Here is a 23,242-nt window from a genome sequence, read left to right on the forward strand (position 1 = left end):
CATGGTGGCAGCCCCGCGGGGCTCAAAGGGTGGAAAAGTCGAAATCTTGCCAGATTGCCGGGGCAAAGCCAGCCAGGGCGAGCATTTCCGGCAGGCGGCCGGCGAAACCCTGGTAGCCGTGGTCGCCACCTTCCTGGATATCCAGGCTGCAGCCCTGGTAAAAGGCCTCGGCCTGGCGGTAGTCGAGGGTCTCGTCGGCGGTCTGCAGCCATACGTGGTAGCGCTGGGCATCCTGCGGCTCCACCACTTCCAGTTCGGCCAGCGCCGCGACGTGGTCGTGGGTCAGTTGCCAGGTTTCGCCGGTGTAGTGGTTGGTCTGCTCGATCTCGCGGCCGCCGAACAGCCTGTGCGGGCGTACCGCCGGGTTGATCAGCAGGGCGTTCAGGCCATGCTGCTCGGCGAGGTACGTGGCGTAGTAGCCGCCCAGCGAGCTGCCGACCAGCAGCGGACGGCCCAGTTCGGCGATGGCGGCCTGCAATTGGGCGATGGCCTGGCGCGGGTGGTGGTGCAGCGCCGGAATGCGCACCTGCGCGCTCAGCCCGCCATGCTCGATGGCGCGTGCCAGCTGGCTGGCCTTGTTCGATGTCGGGGCGCTGTTCAGGCCATGTATATAAAGAATGCTGGGGGCGGAACTGGGCATGGGCGATCGTGACAGAGGCAGCTGGATTGGGGCGGAACGGTAGCAGCTTTGGGCGTTCGGCCTCCAGCCCGATCAGCGATCAATAGCCTTTGACGCTGTAGTCCACTTCGAAGTGGATGCCGGTGACGCGCGATACGCCGGTCTCCAGGCGCCCGTCATCGTGCAGGCGCAGCCAGCGATAGCCGGGCGCGGTGGTGTCGACCTGGAACTCCTCGCTGCCGGGGGCGAACTGCACGCAGGTCGAGGGCGAGGCGAGCAGGCGCACATCGTTGCGCAGCTGATCGAATTCCTGGTGCACGTGGCCCCAGAGCACGGCGCGTACCTGCGGGAAACGGTCGAGCACACCGAACAGCGCATTCGGGTTGCGCACGCCGATGGGTTCCATCCAGCTGCAGCCGATCGAGACCGGGTGATGGTGGAAGCACACCAGGTGGTGGCGTTCCGGTGCCTCGCTGAGCGCACGTTCGAGCAGGGCCAGCTGGTCCTCGGCGAGGTAGCCGGGTACGGCGCCAGGAATCGAGGAGTCGAGCAGGGTGATGCGCCAGTTGCCCAAGTCCACCACCGGCTCGAGCAGGTCGCTGCCGGTGCAGGCCTCGCGCATCATCGGGACTTCGTCGTGGTTGCCGGGGAACCAGCGCGCGCTGTCGCCGACCGTTTCGGTCATCTGGCGAAAGCGCTGGTAGGAGTCGAGCGTGCCGTCCTGGGACAGGTCGCCGGTGGCGAGCATCAGGTCGATCCGTGGCTGTTCGTCGAGCACGCGCTCGATCACCCGTTGCAGGCTGTCGCAGGTGTTCATGCCGAGCAGTTTGCCGTCTTCTTCGGCAAACAGATGGCTGTCGGAAAGCTGCACCAGCAGTACCGATTGGCCGTTGGCAAGGTGAGCAGGGTGCGACAAAGTGCCAGCTCCAGGAGGTGTTCGCAGGATTATGGTGGGTGGATACGGATTCGGTAAACCCGCTAAACGTGAACTGGTCACATTTGCCGTGTACCGGCAGGGCGAATGCGGCGCGACTGGAGGCAAAAAAGCGCAGGTGGGCTAGAGCACCGGCGCCAGTTCGTGACCGCAGGCCAGGCAGTGGCTCAGCCATTCGCCGAGGAACAGGTTGAGCTGGGTCTTCTCGTCCGGCTGATGCATGGCGGCGTTGGGGTAGGCATAGATGCTGCGAAAGCGCCGGGCGTTTTCCGCGCTGGTCACTTCAGCCATGCGTGCATCGTGGTACACGCGCACTTCCAGTTTCGGAACCGGCAGCCACGGCAGGCTGTGCTCCTGGCGTACCTGCAGGGTGGTGGTGTACGGGCAGCTTTCCAGTACCTGCAGCACCAGCACCCCGAGCAGCTGGTCGCCCTGGCTCAGCGCCACGCGCCGCTCGCCGTGCATGTCGCGCATGCCTGGCAGCAGGCGCAACAGGCGCGCATAGTTGGCTTCGCAAGCGCTCTGCAGCTCGACCAGGTCGACGCGGTAGCGCTCGCGCAGCAGGTTCATGACCACAGCCCGCGCACTTCGCCGCGGTTCAGCGCCAGCCATTGCAGGGCAATGATGCTCGCGGCGTTGTTGATGCGCCCATCCTTCACCGCCTGCAGGGCATCCTCCAGCGGCCACACGCTGACGCGAATGTCCTCGCCCTCTTCGGCCAGGCCATGCACGCCGCCGGCACCTTCGCTGTCGCAACGACCGACGAACAGGTAGACCAGCTCGTCCGAGCCGCCGGGCGACGGGAAATAGGTGGTGATCGGCCACAGCGCGCCGAGGGTCAGGTTGGCTTCTTCGATGGCTTCGCGGCGGGCGACTTCTTCCGGCTCTTCATCCTTGTCGATCAGCCCGGCGACCAGCTCGATCATCCACGGGTTGCTGCTCTTCTGCATGGCGCCGACGCGGAACTGCTCGATCAGCACCACGCTGTCGCGTTGCGGGTCGTAAGGCAGCACGCACACGGCGTTGTGCCGCACGAACAGCTCGCGGCTCAGTTGCGGGCCCATCGCCCCGGAGAACTGGCGGTGACGCAGGTGCAGGCGATCGAGCTTGTAGAAGCCCTTGAAGCAGTTTTCGCGCTCGATGATCTCGACGTCGTCGGCGGCGGGAATGAAGGTTTCGGGCATGCACGTGCACTCATGGATGATCGGTTTCTGGCGCCATCCTAGCGCCCTGCTTCACTGGGCGCAGCCTCCAGGAGGATTCGCCGCAGACAGGTAAGGTGGAACTTGGCAGACTGCGCGGCGGGAACGCCCCCGGCTGTGCAGAGTCGAAACGCCAGCCCGCAGCGCACGACAAGGAAACCGCATGCGTCTTTTCAAACTCCTCTGCTTCGCCTTGCTCCCCCTGACCATAGGCGGCTGTCAGACTCTGTTCAAGCCCGAAACCGCGCAGAACCTGCCGACCAGCCAGCAGCGCTGGGAGCATCGCCCGCAAGGCTGCAGTGGCAGCGAGTGCCCGCTGGTCAACATCGACCTGCAACTGCTCAAGGACCTGCCGCAGCTCAACGCGCGCATCGAACGCGAACTGCTGGCGCTGACCGTCGAGCTGCCCGGCGACCCGTTGCCGAGTTCACTGCAGGCCTACGAGCAGGCCTTCCTTGCCAATGCCCAGCCGGGCTGGACCAGTTACCTGCAAGCCAAGGTGGTCGAGCAACATGACCGTTTGGTGGTCATCGAGCTGTCCAGCTACCGCTTCACCGGCGGCGACCACGGAATTCCGGGGCGCGCCTACCTCAATTACGACCGCCAGCTGGACAAGGTGCTGAGCCTGCAGGACATGCTCCTGCCCGGCGAAGAAGCGAGCTTCTGGGAAACCGCCAAGCTGGCGCACCAGGCCTGGCTGGTCGCCAATGGCCATGGTGATGACAGCGCTTTCCAGCAGAGCTGGCCGTTCGAACGCACCGACAACATCGGCCTGCTGTTCGGCACGGTGATGCTCAAGTACGACATCGACCGCATCGCGCCGTACTCCACCGGCCATCCGGAGTTGAAGATTCCTTACCCGCGCCTCAACGGCATTCTCAAGCCGCAGTACTTCCCCGGCCGCGGCTAATTCGTGGGGTGTCCCCCGGCACCGAGGGCAGCTCCGCTGCGCGCGGCGCACCCTGCGGCATGAGCGTTTACGCCCGCGCCACCGCAGTGCTTCCCGCCAGCTTGCCGAGCACGAACTGCAGGCCACCGGCCAGCAGCAGCGCCGGCAGGGTCGCGCCGATCTGCGGGGCGAACGTGGCGAGCAGGTGATACACCGCCGCACCGCAGAACCAGGCGATCAGCGTGTCCCAGCGCAGGCCGACGCGCGGCGCCAGCTCGGCGCGGCGACGGCGCAGGATGAAGTGGTCGACCAGCACCACGCCGAACAGCGGGGCGAACACCGAGCCGATCAGCAGCAGGAAGTTCTGGTACTCGGCCAGCGGCGCGAACAGGGCGATCAGCGTGCACAGCGCGCCGATGGCCAGAGCCAGGTGCTCGACCTTGAGCGCCACCAGGGTGCCGCTGGACACCGCCGCGGAGTGGATGTCGGCAAAGGCGTTTTCCGACTCGTCGAGCAGGATCAGCAGCAGCGGAATACCCAGGCCGGCGCCGGCCAGGGCCAGCAGCAGGGCGTTCATCTCGCCGCTTGGGGCGAAGGCCAGGGTGTAGGCCACGCCCAGGCTCATCAGCCAGACGTTGCCGCAGAAGAAGCCCAGCGCGGTGCCGGCGAACACGCGCCCGGCGGCCTTGCCGAAGCGCGAGTAGTCGGCGATCAGCGGCAACCACGACAGTGGCATGGCGATGGCGATGTCGAAGCCCAGGGCGAATGGCAGCGACCCGTCCCCGGCACGGGCCCAGATGGCGCCGAGGTCGGCCTTGTCGAACAGGTTCCAGGTCAGCCAGGCGCAGGCGCCGAGCAGCAGCCAGATGCCCCATTTGCGCAGCACGCGGCGCACGAAGGTCAGCGGCCCGGTCACTGCCAGCAGGGTCGCCAGGGCGCCGAAGAACAGCGTCCACAGTAGCGGGCTGGTGAACACGCTGCCCGCGGCGAACACCTTGCCGGCCAGCAGGCTGGCGGCATCACGCATGACGATGATCTCGAACGCGCCCCAGCCGACCAGTTGCAGCAGGTTGAGCAGCGCCGGCAGCACCGCGCCCTGGCTGCCGAGGCTGAGTTTCAGCGCGGACATCGACGACAGCCCGGTGTCCGTGCCGATCACCGCCACGCTGCCGAGCAGCAGCACGCCGACCGCGGTGCCGAGCAGGATCGCGCCGATGCCGCCGGCCAGGCCCAGGCCCGGCGCGAGGATGCTGCCTAGCTGCAGCACCATCAGGCCGACGCCGAGGGAGAACCACAGGGAAAACATGTCACGCGCGCCAAACACGCGCTGGGCGGCGGGGATGGCAACGCCGGGTGAGTAGGTGCCGGAAGGATGGGGCATGGTGGCGACTCGTTGTGTAGTTAGAAGCTGCGGCATGGGCTGCAGCGCCGGGTTTATGTTTTGATCGTTCCCACGCTCTGCGTGGGAACGCCTGTGAGGACGCTCCAGCGTCTGCCGTTGTGACGCGGAGCGTCACCGGCTGCATGCCCACGCAGGAGCGTGGGCACGATCCAGGTCGCCGTCAGACCTGCTTGTAGATCACCGAACCCTCGCCCTTGAAGCGCTTTGCCTGCTCCTTGAAGCCGGCCTCGACCGCCTTGCTCTCGTCGGAGAGGCCGTTGTCCTTGGCGTAGTCGCGCACTTCCTGGGTGATCTTCATCGAGCAGAATTTCGGCCCGCACATGGAGCAGAAATGCGCGACCTTGGCCGAGTCCTTCGGCAGGGTTTCGTCGTGGAAGCTGCGCGCGGTGTCCGGGTCGAGGCCGAGGTTGAACTGGTCTTCCCAGCGGAATTCGAAACGTGCCTTGGACAGGGCGTTGTCGCGGATCTGTGCGCCGGGATGACCTTTTGCGAGATCCGCTGCATGCGCGGCGATCTTGTAGGTGATGATCCCGGTCTTAACGTCATCCTTGTTCGGCAAACCCAGGTGTTCCTTGGGCGTGACGTAGCAGAGCATGGCGCAACCGAACCAGCCGATCATCGCCGCGCCAATGCCCGAGGTGATGTGGTCGTAGCCCGGTGCAATATCGGTAGTCAGTGGCCCGAGGGTGTAGAACGGCGCCTCGTCGCAGCACTCCAGCTGCTTGTCCATGTTCTCCTTGATCAGTTGCATCGGCACATGGCCGGGGCCTTCGATCATGCATTGCACGTCGTGCTTCCAGGCGATCTTGGTCAGCTCGCCGAGGGTTTCCAGCTCGCCGAACTGCGCGGCGTCGTTGGCGTCGGCAATCGAGCCGGGGCGCAGGCCGTCACCCAGCGAGAAGGACACGTCGTAGGCCTTCATGATTTCGCAGATGTCGTCGAAGTGGGTGTAGAGGAAGTTCTCTTTATGGTGCGCCAGGCACCACTTGGCCATGATCGAGCCGCCACGGGAGACGATGCCAGTGACGCGCTTGGCGGTCAGCGGCACGTAGCGCAACAGCACGCCGGCGTGGATGGTGAAGTAGTCCACGCCCTGTTCGGCCTGCTCGATCAGGGTGTCGCGGAACAGCTCCCAGGTCAGGTCCTCGGCCACGCCGTTGACCTTCTCCAGGGCCTGGTAGATCGGCACGGTGCCGATCGGCACCGGCGAGTTGCGGATGATCCACTCGCGGGTTTCGTGGATGTGCTTGCCGGTGGACAGGTCCATCACCGTGTCCGAACCCCAGCGAATGCCCCAGGTCAGCTTGGCCACTTCTTCTTCGATGGACGAACCGAGGGCGCTGTTGCCGATATTGCCGTTGATCTTCACCAGGAAGTTGCGGCCGATGATCATCGGCTCCAGCTCCACGTGGTTGATGTTCGCCGGAATAATTGCTCTACCGCGGGCGATTTCGTCACGGACGAACTCGGCGGTGATTTCCTTGGGGATGCTGGCGCCGAAGCTGTGCCCGGCGTGCTGCGCGTCGAGCAGGCCGGCGGCGCGGTGCTCGGCGAGCTTCATGTTCTCGCGGATGGCGACGTATTCCATTTCCGGGGTGATGATGCCCTGGCGGGCGTAGTGCATCTGGCTGACGTTTTTGCCGGCCTTGGCCCGGCGCGGGTTGCGCACGTGGGCGAAGCGCATCTTGGTCAGCTCGGCATCGGCCAGACGGCGCTGGCCGAACTCGGACGACAGCCCATCGAGGCGCTCGGTGTCGCCGCGATCCTCGATCCAGGCGCTGCGCACATCGCTCAGGCCCTGGCGCACGTCGATGGTCACGGCGGGGTCGGTGTAGGGGCCGGAGGTGTCGTAGACGGTGACCGGGGCGTTGATCTCGCCACCGAAGGCGGTCGGGGTCACGTCCAAGCTGATCTCGCGCATCGGCACGCGGATGTCCGCACGCGAACCCTGCACGTAGATCTTCTGCGAGCGTGGCAGGGGCTGGATCGACTGTTGGTCGACCTGGGCGGATTCACTGAGGTTCTTGTTCTGCTGTTCGGCACGCATCGGCTGGCTCCTGTGGGCTGTCGGAGCGAACCTGAAAACGACGGAGGAACAGCGTGGGCGCACCGGGAGTGGTGCCGAGAGGGCTCGCCGAATGGCGAGGACATCTTGTTCCCTACGCAGGCCTTAACCTGATCAGGTTCAACGGGATCCGGAACTATCCGATCTCAGCCCACGATTCTGGGCACCCCGACAAGAACGACGGCCAGTCTAATCAAGCCGGCCGCAGAACACCAATGCCGGTGTCAAACGCCCGTTGCAGAGACGCCTTGCCGTTCGGCGGGAAAGTCCGTGCGGCGTATTGTTGCAGCCAGGCAACAAAGCATGTTGCCAGCTAGGCTGTCGTCGTGCGAATGGCACCTTGACCACTGCAGGCCGCCCCCTTAGCCTTGCCCGATTCCCCTCCGTATCTAGGATTGATCATGCTACGCAGACTCTCTCTGGCCCTCGCTGTAGCTGCCGCAACCAGTGGACTGGCCTGGGCGGAAGACGCCGCCCAATCCGGCAAGACCGGCCTGGTAACCATCTATAACGAAGCGGTGAAGAACAACGCCGACCTGGCCGCTTCGCGCGCCGACTACCGCGCCCGTATCGAAGTGGTGCCGCAAGCCCGCGCCGGCCTGCTGCCAAACATCAGCGGCGGTGCCGACCTCAGCGATACCCGCACCCAGCTCGACGAACCGTCGATGACCTCCTCGCGCAGTGGCCTGTCCTACCGTGCCCAGCTCAGCCAGCCGCTGTTCCGTGCCGACCGCTGGTTCCAGTACCAGGCCGCCAAGGCCGTCAGCGACCAGGCCGCGCTGGAGCTGTCCGCCACCGAGCAGAACCTGATCCTGCAGAGCGCCGAGACCTACTTCGCCGTGCTTCGCGCCCAGGACAACCTGGCCTCGACCAAGGCCGAAGAAGCGGCGTTCAAGCGCCAGCTCGACCAGTCCAACGAGCGTTTCGACGTCGGCCTGTCCGACAAGACCGACGTGCTCGAGGCTCAGGCCGGTTTCGATACCGCCCGTGCCAACCGCATCATCGCCCAGCGTCAGGTGGAAGACGCGTTCCAGGCCCTGGTTACCCTGACCAATCAGGAACATGCCTCCATCGAAGGCATCCTGCACACCCTGCCGGTGCTGACGCCGGTGCCGAACGATGCCAAGGCCTGGGTCGACACCGCTGCCCAGCAGAACCTCAACCTGCAGGCCAGCAACTACGCCGTCGAGGCCGCCGAGGAAACCGTGCGCCAGCGCAAGGCCGGCCACGCGCCGACCGTCGATGCCATCGCCCAGTACCAGAAGGGCGACAACGACGCCCTCGGCTTCAGCAACAACGGCCTGAGCCCGGTGCGTTACGGCAGCGATGTCGAGCAGACCACCATCGGCGTGCAGCTGAACATCCCGATCTACAGCGGTGGCCTGACCAGCTCGCAGGCGCGTGAGGCCTACGAGCGCCTGAATCAGACCGAGTTCCAGCGCGAAAGCCTGCGCCGCCAGGTGGTCGAGAACACCCGCAACCTGCACCGCGCGGTGAACACCGACGTGGAGACCGTGCAGGCGCGCAAGCAGTCGATCATCTCCAACCAGAGTGCCGTGGAAGCCACCGAAATCGGCTATCAGGTCGGCACCCGCAACATCGTCGACGTGCTCGATGCGCAGCGTCAGCTGTACAGCTCGGTGCGCAACTACAACAACGCGCGCTACGACTACATCCTCAACAACCTGCGCCTGAAGCAGGCCGCCGGCACCCTGGCGCCGTCCGACCTGCAGGCACTGTCCAACTTCCTCAAGCCCGACTACAACCCGGACCAGGACTTCCTGCCGCCGGACCTGGCCAAAGCCGCCGAAGCTCAGCTGCGTGGCAACACCGAGTACTGAGTTGCAGTGGATGTAAAAAGCCCGGCAGATGCCGGGCTTTTTTGTGGGTGTTCGGTGGGGGAGTCGTGCTTTACCACTCCACCGAGCCGGCATGGCCGTGGATGAACAGCGCGTTGCCGACTACGGTGCGGACTGACTCTTCAACCAGGCCAGTGCGCCGAGACCAGCGCTGCGGCCGCTGGCGAAGCAGGCGGTCAGCAGGTAGCCGCCGGTGGGGGCTTCCCAGTCGAGCATTTCGCCGGCGCAGAACACGCCGGGCAGCTGGCGCAGCATCAGGCTCGTATCCAGCGCTTCGAATGGCACGCCGCCGGCACTGCTGATCGCCTCGTCCAGCGGCCGTGGACGCAGCAGGGTGAGCGGCAGGGTTTTGATCGCCGTGGCCAGCGCGCTTGGCTCGGCGAACTGCGCGGCGTCGGTCAGCTCGCGCAGCAGCGCCGCCTTCACGCCATCCAGGCCGAGCTGGCCGTGCAGGTGCTTGGCCATCGAGCGCGAACCGCGTGGCTTGCTCAGGGCGGCTATGACCTTGTCCAGCGGCCGGTCCGGCAGCAGGTCGAGGTGCAGGGTTGCGCTGCCGCCCTGGGCGATGCGTTCGCGGATCGCCGCCGACAGCGCATAGACCAGGCTGCCTTCGACCCCGTCCCGGGTGAGGATGAATTCGCCGCGGCGTGCCGGTTGATCGCCCAGGCGCAGGCTGACGTTCTTCAGCGGCGCGCCGGCGAATTTATCGCGCAGCAGCGCGCTCCAGCCTCCGACCTCGAAGCCGCAGTTGGCCGGCTGCAGCGCTGCCACCGTGACGCCGCGCTGTGCCAGCAGCGGCACCCAGGCGCCATCCGAACCCAGGCGCGCCCAGCTGCCGCCGCCCAGGGCGAGCACGCAGGCGTCCGCACGGACTGTCTGTTCGCCATCCACGCCCCGCAGGCGCAGGCTGCCGTCGGCATTCCAGCCGAGCCAGCGCTGGCGCGTGTGGATCTGCACGCCGGCGTCGCGCAGGCGTTTGAGCCAGGCGCGCAGCAGCGGAGCGGCTTTCATGTCGGTGGGGAATACGCGGCCGGAGGTGCCGACGAAGGTGTCGATGCCCAGGCCGTGAATCCACTGGCGCAGGGCGTCGGCGTCGAAGTCTGCGAGCAGCCGGGCGACCTCCTCGCGGCGCTCGCGGTAGCGACCGAGAAAGGCATCCTTGGCTTCCGAATGGGTGATGTTCATGCCGCCCACGCCGGCCAGGAGGAACTTGCGCCCGACCGAGGGCATGGCGTCGTACAGGTCGACCTGCACGCCCGCCGCGGCCAGGACCTCGGCGGCCATCAGCCCGGCGGGGCCGCCGCCGATGACGGCGACGCGGTGGGGGGAAACGGTGGCTGCAGGCATGGTCGGCAATGCAAAGTGCGGGGCGCCGATTCTACATGAGCCAGCGCAGACTCAACGTGACTGCTCGATCTGCTGGGCGCGCTGCTCGGCCTTCTTGCTGTAGTCGTGATACGCCGGAATGGCGATGGCGGCGAGGATGCCGACGATGGCTACGGCGATGAACACGCCGACCATCACCAGTACGGCGCTGCCCTGTTTGACGTTGCCGTATTTGGCCTGCCATCTGGCCTTGCTGGTGCAGAAGAACACGATGGCCTCGACCCAGGCGATCAGCATGGGCACGCCGCTCCAGTAGAACAGCAGGTAGAACAGCCCCCACCACTGGCCCAGGTAAAAGCGGTGAATACCGAAGCCGCCGAGGAAGATTGCCAATAGCCCCGCGGCTATCTTGCTCTTGGCGTTGAGGTTCTGGCTGGCGCTGCAGGCCGGGCAGATGTTCTCGGTCGGCCCGATCTGCGCCGCGCAGTAGCGGCAGTAGACGGTCTGTGGCAGTAGGCTGGACTGGGGGACCTGATACGGCTGGGCTTCCATGTGAACATTCCATGTTGAGAAGCTGGCGATTCTAACCAGCGCTCCTGGGGCCCTTATAGCCATGGGCCATGTATTTCTCCGCGTCTAGCCGATGGCGTTACCGGTCAGAACGCGGGCGGCGCTGTGGTGGAGGATGCCGTGGCGGCGGGCGAGGGCGGCGCGGTCCTTGTCGTAGCCGCCACCGATCACGCCGACCACCGGGATGTCGCGGCCCAGGCAGTGCTCGAACACCGCTTCGTCGCGGGCGGCGATGCCGGCGTCGGTCAGCTGCAGGTAGCCGAGGGCGTCGTCGCGGTGCACGTCGACGCCGGCGTCGTAGAGCACGATGTCCGGCTGATACAGCGGCAGCAGGTAGCTCAGGCTGTCGTTGACCACCTTGAGGTAGTCGGCGTCGCCCATGCCGTTGGGCAGCGGGATGTCCCAGTCGCTGCGCGCCTTGCGCGCGGGGAAGTTTTTCTCGCAGTGCAGCGACACGGTGATCGCCTCCGGCTCGTTTTCCAGCAGGCGCGCGGTGCCGTCGCCCTGGTGCACGTCGCAGTCGAAGATCAGCACGCGCCCGGCCTTGCCACTTTCCAGCAGGTAACGGGCGATCACCGCCAGGTCGTTGAAGATGCAGAAACCGGAGGCGTGGTCGTAGTGGGCGTGGTGGGTGCCGCCGGCGAGGTGGCAGGCGATGCCGTGTTGCAGGGCCAGGTCGGCGCACAGCAGCGAGCCGCCCACCGCACGGATGGTGCGCCGCGCCAGGGCTTCGCTCCACGGCAGGCCGAGGCGCCGCACTTCGTCGTGGCTGAGGTCACCGCCGAGAAAACGCGCGATGTAGGCCGGGCAGTGCGCCAGCGCCAGTACGTCCGGCGGGCACAGCTCAGGGCGCAACAGGTCGGCGTCGCGGGTCAGGCCGCTGTCGATCAGGTGGTCGCGCAGCAGGCGGAATTTTTCCATCGGAAAGCGATGGTTGGGCGGGAAGGGCGGGCTGTAGTCATCGTGGTAGACCAGCGGCAGGTGCATCGGGCGGCTCTCGCGGCAAAGCGTCAGGCAGTATGCTGTGGGCCTGACGAGGGGCTCAAGGTGCAGACCATGCAACCGATCGAATTGCACAGCGCGCGATTGCGCCTGCGCGCCTGGCGCGATGACGACCTGCCGGCGTTCGTGGTACTGAATGCCGATGCCGAGGTGATGCGTCACTTCCCCGGGGTGATGAGCGAGGCCGAGAGCCTGGCACTGGCCGAGCGCATTCGCGGGCATTTCGCCGCGCACGGTTTTGGCCAGTGGGTGCTGGAGCGTCACGAGCAGCCCGGGCTGATCGGCGTGCTCGGCCTGCAGCACGTGAGCTTCGCGGCGGCGTTCACCCCGGCGGTGGAAATCGGCTGGCGCCTGCACCGGGCGTTCTGGCGTCAGGGCTATGCGCTGGAGGCTGCGCAGGCGGCACTGGAATGTGCCTTCACACGGCTGGATCTCGATCAGGTGGTGGCCTTCACCGTGCCGGCCAACCTGCCCTCGCAACGGTTGATGCAGCGCCTGGGCATGCAGCGCGATGCCGATGGCGACTTCGAGCACCCGCGCCTGCCGCTCGGCCACGCGCTGCGCCCGCATGTGCTCTATCGACTCCCGCGTGTGCGCTGGCAGGAGCTGCAGGATGGACGCTGAACAGGCCGTGCGCGCCTATCACGCGCTGAGCAAGCACCGCCCGGAAGCCTATGCGCCGGGGCCGGGGCAACTGGACTGGGTGACCCAGCCGGCGCCGTTTCGCCGCTATGCCGGTGCGCGGCTGATCGAGCTGTGGCAGCGCCCGCAGGAAGAGTCGCCGGGCTACGACGCGGTGTTCGCCGCGCCGCTTGGCGCGCCGGCGCTATTGACCCGCGCCAGTGTCTCGCAGCTGCTCTACGACAGCCTGGCGCTATCGGCCTGGAAGGAGGCCGGCGGCAATCGCTGGGCGCTGCGGGTCAATCCGTCGTCCGGCAACCTGCACCCGACCGAGGCCTACCTGCTGCTGCCCGCCGGCAGCGTGGCGGAGGCCGCCGTGCTCGCGCACTACGCGCCGGATGTGCATGGCCTGGAGGTGCGCACCGAGCTGCCGGCGCCGCTGGCGACGCAACTGAGCGCCGCGCTGCCGCCTGGCGGCCTGCTCCTTGGCCTGGCCAGCATCGCCTGGCGCGAAGCGTGGAAGTACGGCGAGCGTGCCTACCGCTACTGCCAGCATGATCTTGGCCACGCACTGGCCTGCCTGAGCATCGCCGCCAGTATTCAGGGCTGGCAGGTGCGGCTGCTGCGCGGCGTGGCCGAAGCGCGCCTGGATGGGCTGCTGGGCCTGGATCGCGAGGGTTTTCACGAAGCCGAACACGCGGACTGCCTGCTGTGGGTCGGTCCACCCCAGCGCGACGAACCGCGCCTGCCCGAATCACTGCTGCAAGGCCTGGCCGCGCTGGAGCTGGCCGGCGCGCCCAATCGTCTGTCGCGCCAGTATCGCCCATGGCCAGAGCTGGAACGGGTGCACGCGCTGTGTCGGGCGCCGGCGCAGCCCGCGCGCTCCTGGCAGGTGGCTGCCGGGCTCGCCGAGGCGGCCAACCCCGGCCTGCCGCTGCGGCCGATCCTGCACCGGCGGCGCAGTGCGCAGCAGATGGATGGGCGCAGCGGTATCCACGCCGAGCTGCTGTTCGCCTGGCTGCAACGCCTGTTGCCGGACGCCTCGCCGGTGCCGTTCGCGGTGACTGGCGAGGCGGCGCAGGTCGACCTGCTGCTGTTCGTGCACCGTGTGCAGGGCCTGGAGCCGGGGCTGTACTGGCTGGCGCGGGGAGATGGTCAGGCGCAGGCCGGCATGCGCGAGGATTTCCTCTGGCAGCGTGCGCATGCCGAGCTGCCGCTGTACCGGCTGCTGGAAGGGGATGCGCGCGGGCTGTCGGCGTTCATCTCCTGCGGCCAGGACATCGCCGCCGACGGTTGCGTCGCCGTGGCCATGCTGGCGCGCTTCGATGCCGCCCTGGCGCAGGGCGCCTGGCACTACCCCAGGTTGTTCTGGGAGTGCGGGCAGATCGGCCAGTTGCTCTACCTGGAAGCCGAGGCTGCCGGGCTGTCGGGCACCGGAATTGGCTGTTTCTTTGACGATTCGCTGCACGAATTGCTCGCGGTAGCCGACAGCCGCTGGCAAAGCCTTTACCATTTCACCCTTGGCCGGGCGGTATGGGATGAGCGACTAAGTAGCGCCCCCGCCTACCCGGTGTTGCGCCGAGAAAAGCCTGAGGAACGCGTCGATGAGTAAAGTGCTGGATGATCTGGTGGCCCTGCTGAGCCTGGAGCAGATCGAGGAAAACCTGTTTCGCGGCGTGAGCCAGGACCTCGGCTTTCGCCAGCTGTACGGCGGTCAGGTGATCGGCCAGTGCGTGTCGGCGGCGAGCAAGACGGTCGAGGAGGCGCGCCATGTGCACTCGCTGCACGGCTACTTCCTGCGCCCCGGTGACGCGACCCTGCCGGTGGTCTACCAGGTCGAGCGCGTGCGCGATGGTGGCAGCTTCAGCACCCGCCGCGTGACGGCGGTGCAGAAGGGCCAGCCGATCTTCACCTGCAGCGCTTCGTTCCAGTACGACGAAGAGGGCTTTCATCACCAGCTGAGCATGCCTGACGTGCCCGGCCCGGAAGAGCTGCAGTCGGAAACCGAGCTGGCGCGCCAGGTGGCGGCGCTGATTCCCGAGCGCATGCGTGAACGCATGACCAGCGACAAGCCGATCGAGATCCGTCCGGTGGCGCGCATCAACCCCTTCGCACCGAAGCCGGGCGAGCCGGTCAAGCACGTCTGGTTCCGCGCCGACGGCAGCCTGCCGGACGAGCCGCAGCTGCACAAATACCTGCTGGCCTACGCCAGCGACTTCAACCTGCTGACCACCTCGATGCTGCCGCACGGCGTATCGGTGTTCCAGAAGTTCATGCAGGTGGCCAGCCTCGACCACTCGCTGTGGTTCCACGCCGACCTGCGCATGGACGACTGGCTGCTGTACTCGATGGACAGCCCGTGGGCCGGCAACGCTCGTGGCTTCAGCCGGGCGAGCATCTTCAACCGCGCCGGCCAACTGGTCGCCTCGGTCAGCCAGGAGGGGCTGATCCGTCAGCGCGAGGACTGGAAATGAACCTCGCCGCCGCCCGCCACTGGGTGTTCGACATGGACGGCACCCTGACCCTGGCGGTGCACGATTTTCCGGCGATCAAGCGGGCGCTGGGCATCGCCCAGGACGAGGACATCCTCGGCCATCTGGCGGCACTGCCCGCTGCCGAGGCCCAGGCCAAGCACGCCTGGCTGATGGAGCACGAGCGCGAGCTGGCCATCGGCGCGGTAGCGGCGCCGGGCGCGGTCGAGCTGGTGCGCACGCTGCATGCGCGCGGTGTGCGCCTCGGCATCCTGACCCGCAACGCCCATGAGCTGGCGCTGGTGACCCTGGCCGCAATCGGCCTGGGCGACTGCTTCGCCAGCGCCGACGTGATCGGCCGGGACGAAGCGATCCCCAAGCCCGACCCGGACGGCCTGCTGCAACTGGCGGCGCGCTGGGATGTACCGCCGGACGCGCTGGTGATGGTCGGCGACTACCGCTTCGACCTCGACTGCGCGCGCGCGGCGGGTGCCTTCGGTGTGCTGGTCAACCTGGCGGAGAACCCCTGGCCGGAGCTGGCCGATCTGCATGCCGAGGATTGCGCCGCATTGCTGGCTGCGCTTGGTCCTCGCCCTGGCGATGGGGCGGCCATATAGCAGGCTGCTAGCTGTGCGGATCTTCAGGAAAGGACGCCTGACATGCTTCACCGCAACCTGCCTCTCGATGCCGCCCAACTCGACTTCGCTCGCCAGCTGAGGCGCGACGCGACGGCTGCTGAAATTCTGCTCTGGCGCCATTTACGTGGCCGTCAGGTGGCCGGCTGCAAGTTTCGCCGTCAGCATCCGGTGCCGCCCTATGTGCTGGATTTCTACTGTGGCGAGCTGGGGCTCGCGGTGGAGCTGGATGGTGGGCAGCACTATACGGAAGAGGGTTTGGCGCATGATCGGCGGCGGACGGCGTATCTACGCAGTAAGGAGATACGCTTGTTGCGCTTCAGTAGTCGTGAAGTACTGTTGGAGTTGCAGGCGGTGTTGGAAAGGATCTACCTCGAAGTTGCCCCTCCCTCACCCCCGGCCCCTCTCCCGGAGGGAGAGGGGAGTTAAAAACAGATGGTGTGCTGTGCTAACTCCCTTCCGCCTGGAGGTATTAAGGCTGCCTCGGGGCTAGAGGCATTCGCAATGCACCTCCCCTCTCCCGCCGGGAGAGGGGCCGGGGGTGAGGGTGCTTCAGGTCGGTAGGAGTCAATACCGATACGCGCCACTCCGAATAGCCGCATGCAACTCCGTATCCAGCGGCACATACCGATCGCTCCCCGGCAACCACGCGTACAGCGGATCGGCGCAGCGCTGCGGGTCGAAGCCCTGTTCCTTGAGCGGCGCCTTCTTGTGCTTGAACGTCCCGGTCGTCTCCATCTGCGCGCTCAGGCGCAGGAACAGTGGCACGGCGTAGGCCGGCAGTTCCTCGCGCAGGTGGTTGAGCAGGGCCTGGAAGTCGAACGCCTCGGGCGCGCACGCCAGGCGGATGCAGGCCATGCCGGCGCGGCCGTTGGTGTTGGGCACCTCGACGCCATAGGCCACCGTTTCGCTGATTCCGACAACACCATCGAGCACCGCCTCGACCTCCGTAGTGGAGACGTTCTCGCCCTTCCAGCGGAACGTATCGCCCAGGCGGTCGACGAACTGGGCGTGGCGAAAGCCCATGTCGCGCATCAGGTCGCCGGTGTTGAACCAGGCGTCACCCGGCTCGAACACGTCGCGCAGGATGCAGCGCTCGGTGTCGCGGGCATCGGTGTAGCCGTGGAAGGGCGACTTCTCGGTGATCTGGCCCAGCAGCAGGCCGGCCTCACCCTTGGCCACGCGTTGCAGATGACCGTTCTCGCGCAGCGGCGCTTCACGTTCACGGTCGTAGCGGACGATGGCGTAGGGGTAGGGCGAGAAACCCACGGTGTTGTCCAGGTTGAGCAGGTTGGTAAAGCCGACATTGCCCTCGCTGGAGGCATACAGCTCGACCACCCGCTCGATGGCGAAGCGCTGTTTGAAGGTGTGCCAGATGCTCGGGCGCAGGCCGTTGCCGACCATCACCCGGATCGGATTGTCGCCGTCGCTGGCGCGTGGCGGCTGGTCGAGCAGGTAGCGGCACAGCTCGCCGACGTAGCCGAAGGCGGTCGCCCGGTGACGCTGCACGTCGTCCCAGAAGCGGCTGGCGCTGAACTTGCGCACCATGATCAGCGCCGCCTGGCCGGCCAGCACCGAGCCCCAGCACACCACCATCGCGGTGCCGTGGTAGAACGGCAGGCTGACGTACATGCGGTCCGCGCGGCCCAGGCGCACGGCGGCAAAACCGAAGGCGCCGTAGCCTTTCATGAAGCGCCCGTGGTTAAACACCACGGCTTTCGGCAGGCCGGTGGTGCCGGAGGTGTAGATGAAGAAACACGGGTCGTCGGCGCGCACCGCACGTTCCAGCAAGGGTGCATCGATGGGGTGTCGGTGCAGTTCGGCCGCCGGGTGTTGCCAGCCGGCCGGCGCCTCGCCGGGGTCGCGCCAGGTCGGGCGGTCGGCGAAGTAGTGGCAGGCCTCGGCAGGCAGCGCCACGTCGTCGGCCACTTCGCTGAAGGCGCTGAACAGTTCCTCGCCGACCAGCACCAGGCGCGGTGAGGCGAGGGTGATGCTGTGGGCCAGCACGCGGCCGCGCTGGCTGCTGTTGATCAGCGCGCTGACCGCGCCGAGCTTGGCGCAGGCAACCACCCCGGCGAGCAGCTCGAAGCGGTTCTCGAACATCAGCGCCACGCTGTCGCCCTGGCGCAGGCCGTGGTCGCGCAGGTAGTGCGCCAGCTGGTTGGCCCAGCGGTCGAATTCGGCGTAGCTGAGCCGTTCGCCGTCCTGGATCAACGCCGCACCGTCGGGGTTGTCGCGCGCTGCTGTCTCGACGCAGCTGGCCAGGCTGACGGGGTAGGCGCCGCGGCTGCGGTTGCCGATGTGCAGGCCCTTGACGATGCCGGGCAGGTCGACGAGCAGACGTGGCAGGCGGGACAGCAGGCGGGGCAGGGTGATCAGGTCGGCATGACTCATGGTGCGGGACTCCCGGCGGTGCGAAGCACTCGATGTTGTTTGCCGATCAATCTAGTCAGTCCTGGTGAGACTGTTGATAGCCAGGGGTCGCACGTGAGTGGCAATTCGTCTCAGCGCCGGCGCACAATCACGGCACCCGCGGATGGAAAATGGAGTGCCCATGCTGTTGGCCGATACCCCCAGCGCGACCGCTTCGCAGCTGCTCGACCTGTACCTGTCGCTGCACGGCTTCGGCCTGGTAGGGCCCGACGATGTGCGCGAGCTGGGCCTGGAGCCGGAGCAGTTGCGCGACCTGGAACGGCGCATTCCGGTGGCCTGGGTCCTGCACCTGTGGCAGCGCGCGGCCAGCCGTGGCGCGCGCCCGGAGATCGGCCTGCTGGTCGGTCAGCAGCGTGGCCTGCATACCCGTGGGCCGGTCGCGCACCTGGCCGCGCAGAGCGCCACCCTGGGCGAAGCGATCGAGCTGTTCCGCCGCTACATCCCGGTGATGAGCGAGGGCGAGAGCCTGCGGGTCGAGCCTATCGGCAAGCGGGTGCGCATCCACTTTCTGCTCAACGCCCCGCTGCTCGGTCACGCCGTGGCCTGCGAGCACAGCCTCAGTTCGGCGCTGTGCTGGGCGCGTCAGCTCACGGGTGTACGCCTGGTGCCGCAGGCGGTCGGCTTTCGCCATGCCGCCCAGGCCGCGCCGGCGGTGTACCGCCAGGTGTTCGGCGTGCCCGCGCGCTTCGCCGAGGCCTTCGATTATCTGGAACTGCTGGAGAGCGACCTGCTGCTGCCGGTGCCCGGCGCCAACGCCTACCTCAAGGGCCTGATGCAGCAGCGGGTGAGCGACATGCAGGCGCAGTTGCCGGCGCAGCACAGCGCGCGGTTGCAGGTGCTGCAGCTGATCGAGCGCAGCCTGCCCAGTGGTGAACTGTCGGTGGAAGCGGCGGCGCGTGGCCTGGGCATCAGCCGGCAGACCCTGCACCGGCGCCTGCGCAGCGAGGACTGCAGCTTTTCCGGGCTGCTCGCCGAGGTGCGCCAGCGTTATGCGCTGCAGCGCCTGGCGCAGCCGGGGTGCACCATCGAGCAGCTCAGTCGCGAGCTTGGCTTCAGCGAACCGAGCGCGTTCTACAAGGCGTTCAAGGGCTGGTTCGGGGTCACGCCCAAGGGCTACGCGGCCTCGTAGGGGCGGGTGCGGGCAGGGCCGGTTATCACCCGGCCCGCACCCTATGGGTGGGCTTACAGGCGGCTGGCGGCGAAGGTGTCGCAGCGCGCCGGGTTGCCTGAGTCGAAGCCGGTGCTGAACCAGCGCACGCGTTGCTGCGAGGTGCCGTGGGTGAAGGAGTCCGGCACCACCTGGCCACGCGACTGTTTTTGCAGGCGGTCATCACCGATGGCATTGGCAGCCGTCAGCGCCTCTTGCAGATCGCCCGGCTCCAGCCAGTCCAGGCGCTGCTGCGCATGGTGCGCCCAGACGCCGGCGAAGCAGTCGGCCTGCAACTCCTGGCGTACCAGCAGGCCGTTGTCGCCCTCCAGCTTCTGCCCGCGCTGGCGCGCCGCGTTGACCTTGGCCGAGACGCCGAGCAGGGTCTGTACGTGGTGGCCGACCTCGTGGGCGATGACGTAGGCCTGGGCGAAGTCGCCGGCCGCGGCGAAGCGGGTTTCCAGTTCGTGGAAGAACTGCAGGTCGAGATAGACCTGACGGTCGCCCGGGCAGTAGAACGGCCCGACGGCGGCATCGGCAAAGCCGCAGGCGGAATTCACGCCGCCGCTGAACAGCACCAGTTTCGGGTCTTGATACTGCTTGCCGCCGGCCTGGAAGAGGGCGCGCCAGGTGTCTTCGGTGTCGCCGAGCACGGCGCGGACGAATTCGCTCTGCGGGTCGTTGGCCGTCGGTGCCGGCTGTTGGCTCTGGGTGGTGACGCCGGCCTGGCCGGCGAGGTTGCCGAGAATGGTCAGCGGGTCCTGGCCCATCAGCAGGCCGATCACCACGACCACGGCGATGCCGCCCAGGCTCAGGCCCTTGCCGCCGCCGAAGCGCATGCCGCCACCGCCGCCGCGGGCGTCCACCACATTATCGCTGCGTCTTGCCCGTTGCCAGCGCATGGCCGTGCTCCGTGAATGTCGAGGCTGACAGTGTTGCCCCTTGCGGAGGGCAGCGCCAGCCCGGCGGTCAGTGACGTGGCGAACGGTTGGCGATCATGTGCAGGGCAAGGACGCGAAGCGGCGGGGGGGGCGGTGCGGCGAGTAAGTTTCGTGAAGGAGAGTATGGGCGTGGCTGTTGGCGTGAGTGGGCTGCCACCTGGGCAGCCCCGTCGGCAATTGGCTGCTCGCGCAGCCGGGCTCAGTGCTCGGCGATCACCCGCTCCTTGCCGTCGCGCTGCAGGCCGATGACCTGATAGGCGTCGTGGCGGTCGCCCATTTCCATCCCCGGCGAGCCGGCCGGCATGCCGGGTACCGCGGCGCCGAGCAGGTCGGACTGGCTGCGTAGTTTGAGGATATCGTTGGCAGGCACGTGGCCTTCGACGAACTGGCCGTCGATCACCCCGGTGTGGCACGAGGCCAGGCGCGGCGGTACGCCGAGGCGCTGCTTGAGTGCGCTCATGTTGCTTTCGACGTGGTCGCTGACCTGGAAGCCGTTCTCCTGCAGGTGGCTGATCCAGGCCTTGCAGCAGCCACAGTTGGGGTCGCGGTAGACGTCTATGTTCAGCGGTTCGGCTGCCTGGGCGGCGCTGGCGAAGAGGGCGGTGGCGATGAGGAATTTGCGCATTGGGAGGTCTCCACGGGAACCGGCGCAGCATAGCCGCGTGCAGCGCACAGTCCCAGCGCGCGACTGTATCCGTCTGCAACGCCGCGGCCTATGCTGGTGCCCGGCTCGTTACCAAGGAGATTGAGCATGCTGTTAGCCCGCATTTACCTGAGCGTTCAGGCGTTGCTGCTGGTCGGCTTCGGCCTGGCCTATCTGGTGCGCCCGCAGGAGATGGCCAACCTCAGCGGCATGCTGCTGATGGAGCCGGCGGCGATCACCGATGTGCGCGGTTATTACGGCGGCCTGCAGATCGGTGTCGGCGTATTCCTCGTGCTCGCCCTGCTGCGCCAGGCGCTGCTGCGTCCGGCGCTGACCCTGCTGGTGCTGCTGTACTGCGCGATTGCCCTCGGCCGCGCCGCCGGGCTGTGGCTCGATGGCGGCCTGCAGCAAACCTTCAACCTCTACGTGATGTTGTTCGAGATCGTCTCGTCGGGCCTGGCGTTCGCCATCCTGCGCGGGCTCGACCGTCAGCCCTGAGCGAGACCTAGCGCTGGCGCATGGCCGGGCTGCTGCGCAGCATGTCGAGCAGACCGTCGATGAGGTTTTCCGCCTGCGCAGCCAGCGACAGCTGCCCCGGCGCCAGCAGCCAGTGAGCCTGCAGGCCGCTGATATGCGCGTGCAGGCTGAAGGCAGCCAGACGGCAGTCGAGGTCGTCCGGTAGCTGCCCGCGCTTGACCGCGTTGCGCAGGGATTTCTCGATGCGCTGATCGCACTCCAGGTTGAAGGTCTGCATCTTCTGCCGCAGGTCGCCGAGTTCCTCGGTGTACTCGCACTTGTGCTGGAAGATCTCGCTGACGCGGCGGCACTGGGCGTCCAGTTCGACCCGGCGTAGCACCTGCACCAGCAGCTCGCGCATGCGCCCCAGCGGGTCCGGCTCGTTCTCGCTCTGGCTGGCCTGGGCGAGGTCTTCCAGTGGCATGCGCAGGCGGTCGATCATCGCCTGGAACAGGTCGACCTTGTTCTGGAAGTGCCAGTAGATGGCGCCACGGGAAACACCCGCCGCCGCCGCGATATCGGCCAGCGAGGCACGCGAAACACCCTTGTCATGAAAGGTGCGCTCGGCTGCATCGAGAATCTGCAGGCGGGTTTCTTCGGCTTCCTCTTTGGTACGTCTGACCATGCGGCGGGGGCTCTCGGCGGCGGTTCGGGCCTCATCGGCGAGTGACATAAAGATTCACAGTCCGATGAGAAGAATCGTTTACAAACATTCTCGGACGTAAGTATATTCGTTAGCTAACTAAACAATCCACCCGCTGTCCCGTTCTGGTGCCTTGCTGCCCAGGCACGCGCTAATTTATGAGGTCGATTCAGATGCAGAAGAAGCCAGCCTTCGCAGCCATGGTTTCCGCCGTCGCTCTGGCCACGCTGACCCTTGCCGGATGCAAGGACAGCGAGGCGCCACCGCCCGCCCAGACCGCGCAGGTCGGGGTCGTCACCCTGCAGGCCGAGCCCTTCACCCTGACCACCGAGCTGCCGGGGCGCACCACCGCGTACCGCATCGCCGAAGTGCGTCCGCAGGTCGACGGGATCATCCAGAAGCGTCTGTTCGCCGAGGGTTCCGAGGTCAAGGCCGGGCAGCAGCTGTATCAGATCGATCCGTCGGTGTATCAGGCCAGCTTCAAGAGCGCCCAGGCCACCCTGGCGTCCACCCAGTCGCTGACCGAGCGCTACAAGGCGCTGGTGGTCGATCAGGCCGTGAGCAAGCAGGCCTACGACGAAGCCCGCGCCGCCAGCCTGCAGGCTGAAGCCGCCCTGGAGCGTGCGCGCATCGACCTGCGCTACACCAAGGTGCTGGCACCGATCTCCGGCCGTGTCGGCCGTTCCGTGGTCACCGAGGGTGCGCTGGTCAGCAATGGCCAGACACTGGCGCTGACCACCATCCACCAGCTCGACCCGATCTACGTCGACGTCACCCAGCCGACCAAGGAAATGCTGCGTCTGCGCCGCGAACTGGCCAGCGGCAAGCTGGAGAAGGGCGGTGAGAACGCCGCCAAGGTCAAACTCAAGCTCGAAGACGGCAGCCTCTACGAGCACGAAGGCACCCTGGAATTCTCCGAAGTCGCGGTCGACGAAGGCACCGGTTCGGTGACCGTGCGCGCGGTGTTCCCCAACCCCGAGCACAACCTGCTGCCGGGCATGTTCGTGCATGCCACGCTGACTGCCGGGGTCAACCAGCAGGCGATTCTGGCGCCGCAGCAGGGCGTGACCCGCAACGGCCAGGGCGAGCCGACTGCGCTGGTGGTGAACGCCGAGAACAAGGCCGAGCTGCGCAAGCTCAAGGCTGAGCGCACTGCCGGCAACCGCTGGCTGGTGAGCGAAGGTCTGCAGCCGGGCGACCAACTGATCACCGAAGGCCTGCAGTTCGTCCGCCCGGGCGACGAGGTCAAGGCCAGCCCTGCGAAAAATGTCGTTGAGGCGCCGGCGGCGTCCAAGCCCGACCAGGCCAGCAGCCGCTAAGGAGC

General features: G+C 66.9%; 23 protein-coding genes and 1 riboswitch. Of the genes, 10 read left to right on the forward strand and 13 right to left on the reverse strand.

From position 1 onward, the window contains the following. Positions 1–22 precede the first annotated feature (22 nt). The 4 genes from IB229_RS20120 to IB229_RS20135 all read right to left on the reverse strand — a co-directional run bounded on the left by IB229_RS20120 (position 23) and on the right by IB229_RS20135 (position 2,737). A complete protein-coding gene (locus IB229_RS20120) occupies positions 23–640 on the reverse strand; it encodes a YqiA/YcfP family alpha/beta fold hydrolase (RefSeq protein ID WP_192331718.1) in 618 nt (205 codons plus the stop codon). A gap of 79 nt (positions 641–719) precedes the next feature. Beyond that, a complete protein-coding gene (cpdA, locus tag IB229_RS20125) occupies positions 720–1,535 on the reverse strand; it encodes a 3',5'-cyclic-AMP phosphodiesterase (RefSeq protein WP_192331719.1) in 816 nt (271 codons plus the stop codon). A 141-nt stretch (positions 1,536–1,676) separates the two neighbouring features. After that, positions 1,677–2,129 carry a DUF1249 domain-containing protein gene (locus tag IB229_RS20130; RefSeq protein WP_192331720.1) on the reverse strand — a complete coding sequence of 151 codons (453 nt, stop codon included), beginning with the start codon at positions 2,127–2,129 and terminating at the stop codon, positions 1,677–1,679. Next, on the reverse strand, positions 2,120–2,737 hold the full coding sequence (locus IB229_RS20135; protein WP_192331721.1) for an NUDIX domain-containing protein: 618 nt from the start codon (positions 2,735–2,737) through the stop codon (positions 2,120–2,122). The genes IB229_RS20130 and IB229_RS20135 overlap by 10 nt, the downstream gene beginning before the upstream one ends. A 181-nt stretch (positions 2,738–2,918) precedes the next feature. Here IB229_RS20135 and IB229_RS20140 point away from each other — a divergent pair, with 181 nt between their 5' ends. After that, entirely contained in the window at positions 2,919–3,665 is a 747-nt protein-coding gene (locus tag IB229_RS20140) for an RsiV family protein (RefSeq protein ID WP_192331722.1), read from the forward strand. A 67-nt stretch (positions 3,666–3,732) separates the two neighbouring features. On the opposite strand, the gene cytX is transcribed toward IB229_RS20140, so the two are convergent. Beyond that, a complete protein-coding gene (cytX, locus tag IB229_RS20145; protein WP_192331723.1) occupies positions 3,733–5,025 on the reverse strand; it encodes a putative hydroxymethylpyrimidine transporter CytX in 1,293 nt (430 codons plus the stop codon). 181 nt (positions 5,026–5,206) lie between these two features. Then, complete coding sequence (gene thiC, locus IB229_RS20150; RefSeq protein ID WP_192331724.1) at positions 5,207–7,093, reverse strand: phosphomethylpyrimidine synthase ThiC; 1,887 nt, start codon at positions 7,091–7,093, stop codon at positions 5,207–5,209. Positions 7,094–7,185: 92 nt separating this feature from the next. After that, a riboswitch (TPP riboswitch) is annotated at positions 7,186–7,292 on the reverse strand. Between the two features lie 220 nt (positions 7,293–7,512). Here thiC and IB229_RS20155 point away from each other — a divergent pair. Then, positions 7,513–8,952: a TolC family outer membrane protein gene (locus IB229_RS20155; RefSeq protein ID WP_192331725.1), complete on the forward strand. Its 1,440-nt coding sequence runs from the start codon at positions 7,513–7,515 to the stop codon at positions 8,950–8,952. Between the two features lie 120 nt (positions 8,953–9,072). On the opposite strand, the gene IB229_RS20160 is transcribed toward IB229_RS20155, so the two are convergent. The 3 genes from IB229_RS20160 to IB229_RS20170 all read right to left on the reverse strand — a co-directional run bounded on the left by IB229_RS20160 (position 9,073) and on the right by IB229_RS20170 (position 11,853). Next, positions 9,073–10,317 carry a TIGR03862 family flavoprotein gene (locus tag IB229_RS20160; RefSeq protein WP_192331726.1) on the reverse strand — a complete coding sequence of 415 codons (1,245 nt, stop codon included), beginning with the start codon at positions 10,315–10,317 and terminating at the stop codon, positions 9,073–9,075. A 51-nt stretch (positions 10,318–10,368) separates the two neighbouring features. After that, positions 10,369–10,848 carry a TM2 domain-containing protein gene (locus IB229_RS20165; RefSeq protein ID WP_192331727.1) on the reverse strand — a complete coding sequence of 160 codons (480 nt, stop codon included), beginning with the start codon at positions 10,846–10,848 and terminating at the stop codon, positions 10,369–10,371. An 84-nt stretch (positions 10,849–10,932) separates the two neighbouring features. Beyond that, positions 10,933–11,853: a histone deacetylase gene (locus tag IB229_RS20170; RefSeq protein ID WP_192331728.1), complete on the reverse strand. Its 921-nt coding sequence runs from the start codon at positions 11,851–11,853 to the stop codon at positions 10,933–10,935. A 69-nt stretch (positions 11,854–11,922) separates the two neighbouring features. Between IB229_RS20170 and IB229_RS20175 the strand changes: the two genes are divergently transcribed. From IB229_RS20175 to IB229_RS20195, 5 genes are read left to right on the forward strand one after another with little or no spacing between them, the layout of a single operon-like run. Next, entirely contained in the window at positions 11,923–12,492 is a 570-nt protein-coding gene (locus IB229_RS20175; RefSeq protein ID WP_192331729.1) for a GNAT family N-acetyltransferase, read from the forward strand. Beyond that, a complete protein-coding gene (locus tag IB229_RS20180) occupies positions 12,482–14,101 on the forward strand; it encodes a SagB/ThcOx family dehydrogenase (protein ID WP_192331730.1) in 1,620 nt (539 codons plus the stop codon). The genes IB229_RS20175 and IB229_RS20180 overlap by 11 nt, the downstream gene beginning before the upstream one ends. Then, positions 14,094–14,963 (forward strand): acyl-CoA thioesterase II, encoded by an 870-nt coding sequence (gene tesB / locus IB229_RS20185; protein ID WP_192331731.1) that lies wholly within the window; start codon positions 14,094–14,096, stop codon positions 14,961–14,963. Before IB229_RS20180 ends, tesB begins: the two co-directional genes overlap by 8 nt. Then, positions 14,960–15,577 carry an HAD family hydrolase gene (locus IB229_RS20190; protein WP_192331732.1) on the forward strand — a complete coding sequence of 206 codons (618 nt, stop codon included), beginning with the start codon at positions 14,960–14,962 and terminating at the stop codon, positions 15,575–15,577. Before tesB ends, IB229_RS20190 begins: the two co-directional genes overlap by 4 nt. 42 nt (positions 15,578–15,619) lie before the next feature. Then, positions 15,620–16,024 carry an endonuclease domain-containing protein gene (locus IB229_RS20195; protein ID WP_192331733.1) on the forward strand — a complete coding sequence of 135 codons (405 nt, stop codon included), beginning with the start codon at positions 15,620–15,622 and terminating at the stop codon, positions 16,022–16,024. A 138-nt stretch (positions 16,025–16,162) separates the two neighbouring features. Here IB229_RS20195 and IB229_RS20200 read toward each other — a convergent pair whose 3' ends face one another. Further along, complete coding sequence (locus IB229_RS20200; RefSeq protein ID WP_192331734.1) at positions 16,163–17,989, reverse strand: long-chain-acyl-CoA synthetase; 1,827 nt, start codon at positions 17,987–17,989, stop codon at positions 16,163–16,165. Between the two features lie 160 nt (positions 17,990–18,149). Between IB229_RS20200 and IB229_RS20205 the strand changes: the two genes are divergently transcribed. Next, a complete protein-coding gene (locus IB229_RS20205; protein WP_192331735.1) occupies positions 18,150–19,157 on the forward strand; it encodes an AraC family transcriptional regulator in 1,008 nt (335 codons plus the stop codon). Between the two features lie 53 nt (positions 19,158–19,210). Here IB229_RS20205 and IB229_RS20210 read toward each other — a convergent pair whose 3' ends face one another. Together IB229_RS20210 and IB229_RS20215 are read right to left on the reverse strand one after the other, a co-directional pair. Further along, positions 19,211–20,077 (reverse strand): neutral zinc metallopeptidase, encoded by an 867-nt coding sequence (locus IB229_RS20210; RefSeq protein ID WP_192331736.1) that lies wholly within the window; start codon positions 20,075–20,077, stop codon positions 19,211–19,213. A gap of 238 nt (positions 20,078–20,315) precedes the next feature. After that, complete coding sequence (locus IB229_RS20215) at positions 20,316–20,741, reverse strand: DUF411 domain-containing protein (RefSeq protein ID WP_192331737.1); 426 nt, start codon at positions 20,739–20,741, stop codon at positions 20,316–20,318. 126 nt (positions 20,742–20,867) lie between these two features. Here IB229_RS20215 and IB229_RS20220 point away from each other — a divergent pair, with 126 nt between their 5' ends. Further along, the gene (locus IB229_RS20220) at positions 20,868–21,257 is read left to right on the forward strand and encodes a DUF4345 domain-containing protein (protein ID WP_192331738.1); all 390 of its coding nucleotides are present in this window, start codon (positions 20,868–20,870) and stop codon (positions 21,255–21,257) included. Positions 21,258–21,264: 7 nt separating this feature from the next. On the opposite strand, the gene IB229_RS20225 is transcribed toward IB229_RS20220, so the two are convergent. Further along, a complete protein-coding gene (locus tag IB229_RS20225) occupies positions 21,265–21,900 on the reverse strand; it encodes a TetR family transcriptional regulator (protein WP_192331739.1) in 636 nt (211 codons plus the stop codon). 191 nt (positions 21,901–22,091) lie between these two features. On the opposite strand from IB229_RS20225, the gene IB229_RS20230 reads away from it, so the two are divergent. Continuing rightward, positions 22,092–23,237: an efflux RND transporter periplasmic adaptor subunit gene (locus tag IB229_RS20230; protein WP_192331740.1), complete on the forward strand. Its 1,146-nt coding sequence runs from the start codon at positions 22,092–22,094 to the stop codon at positions 23,235–23,237. The last annotated feature ends 5 nt before the right edge of the window (positions 23,238–23,242 follow it).

Origin of the sequence: Pseudomonas sp. PDM14, assembly GCF_014851905.1 — a bacterium.
In the GTDB taxonomy this organism is placed as follows: domain Bacteria; phylum Pseudomonadota; class Gammaproteobacteria; order Pseudomonadales; family Pseudomonadaceae; genus Aquipseudomonas.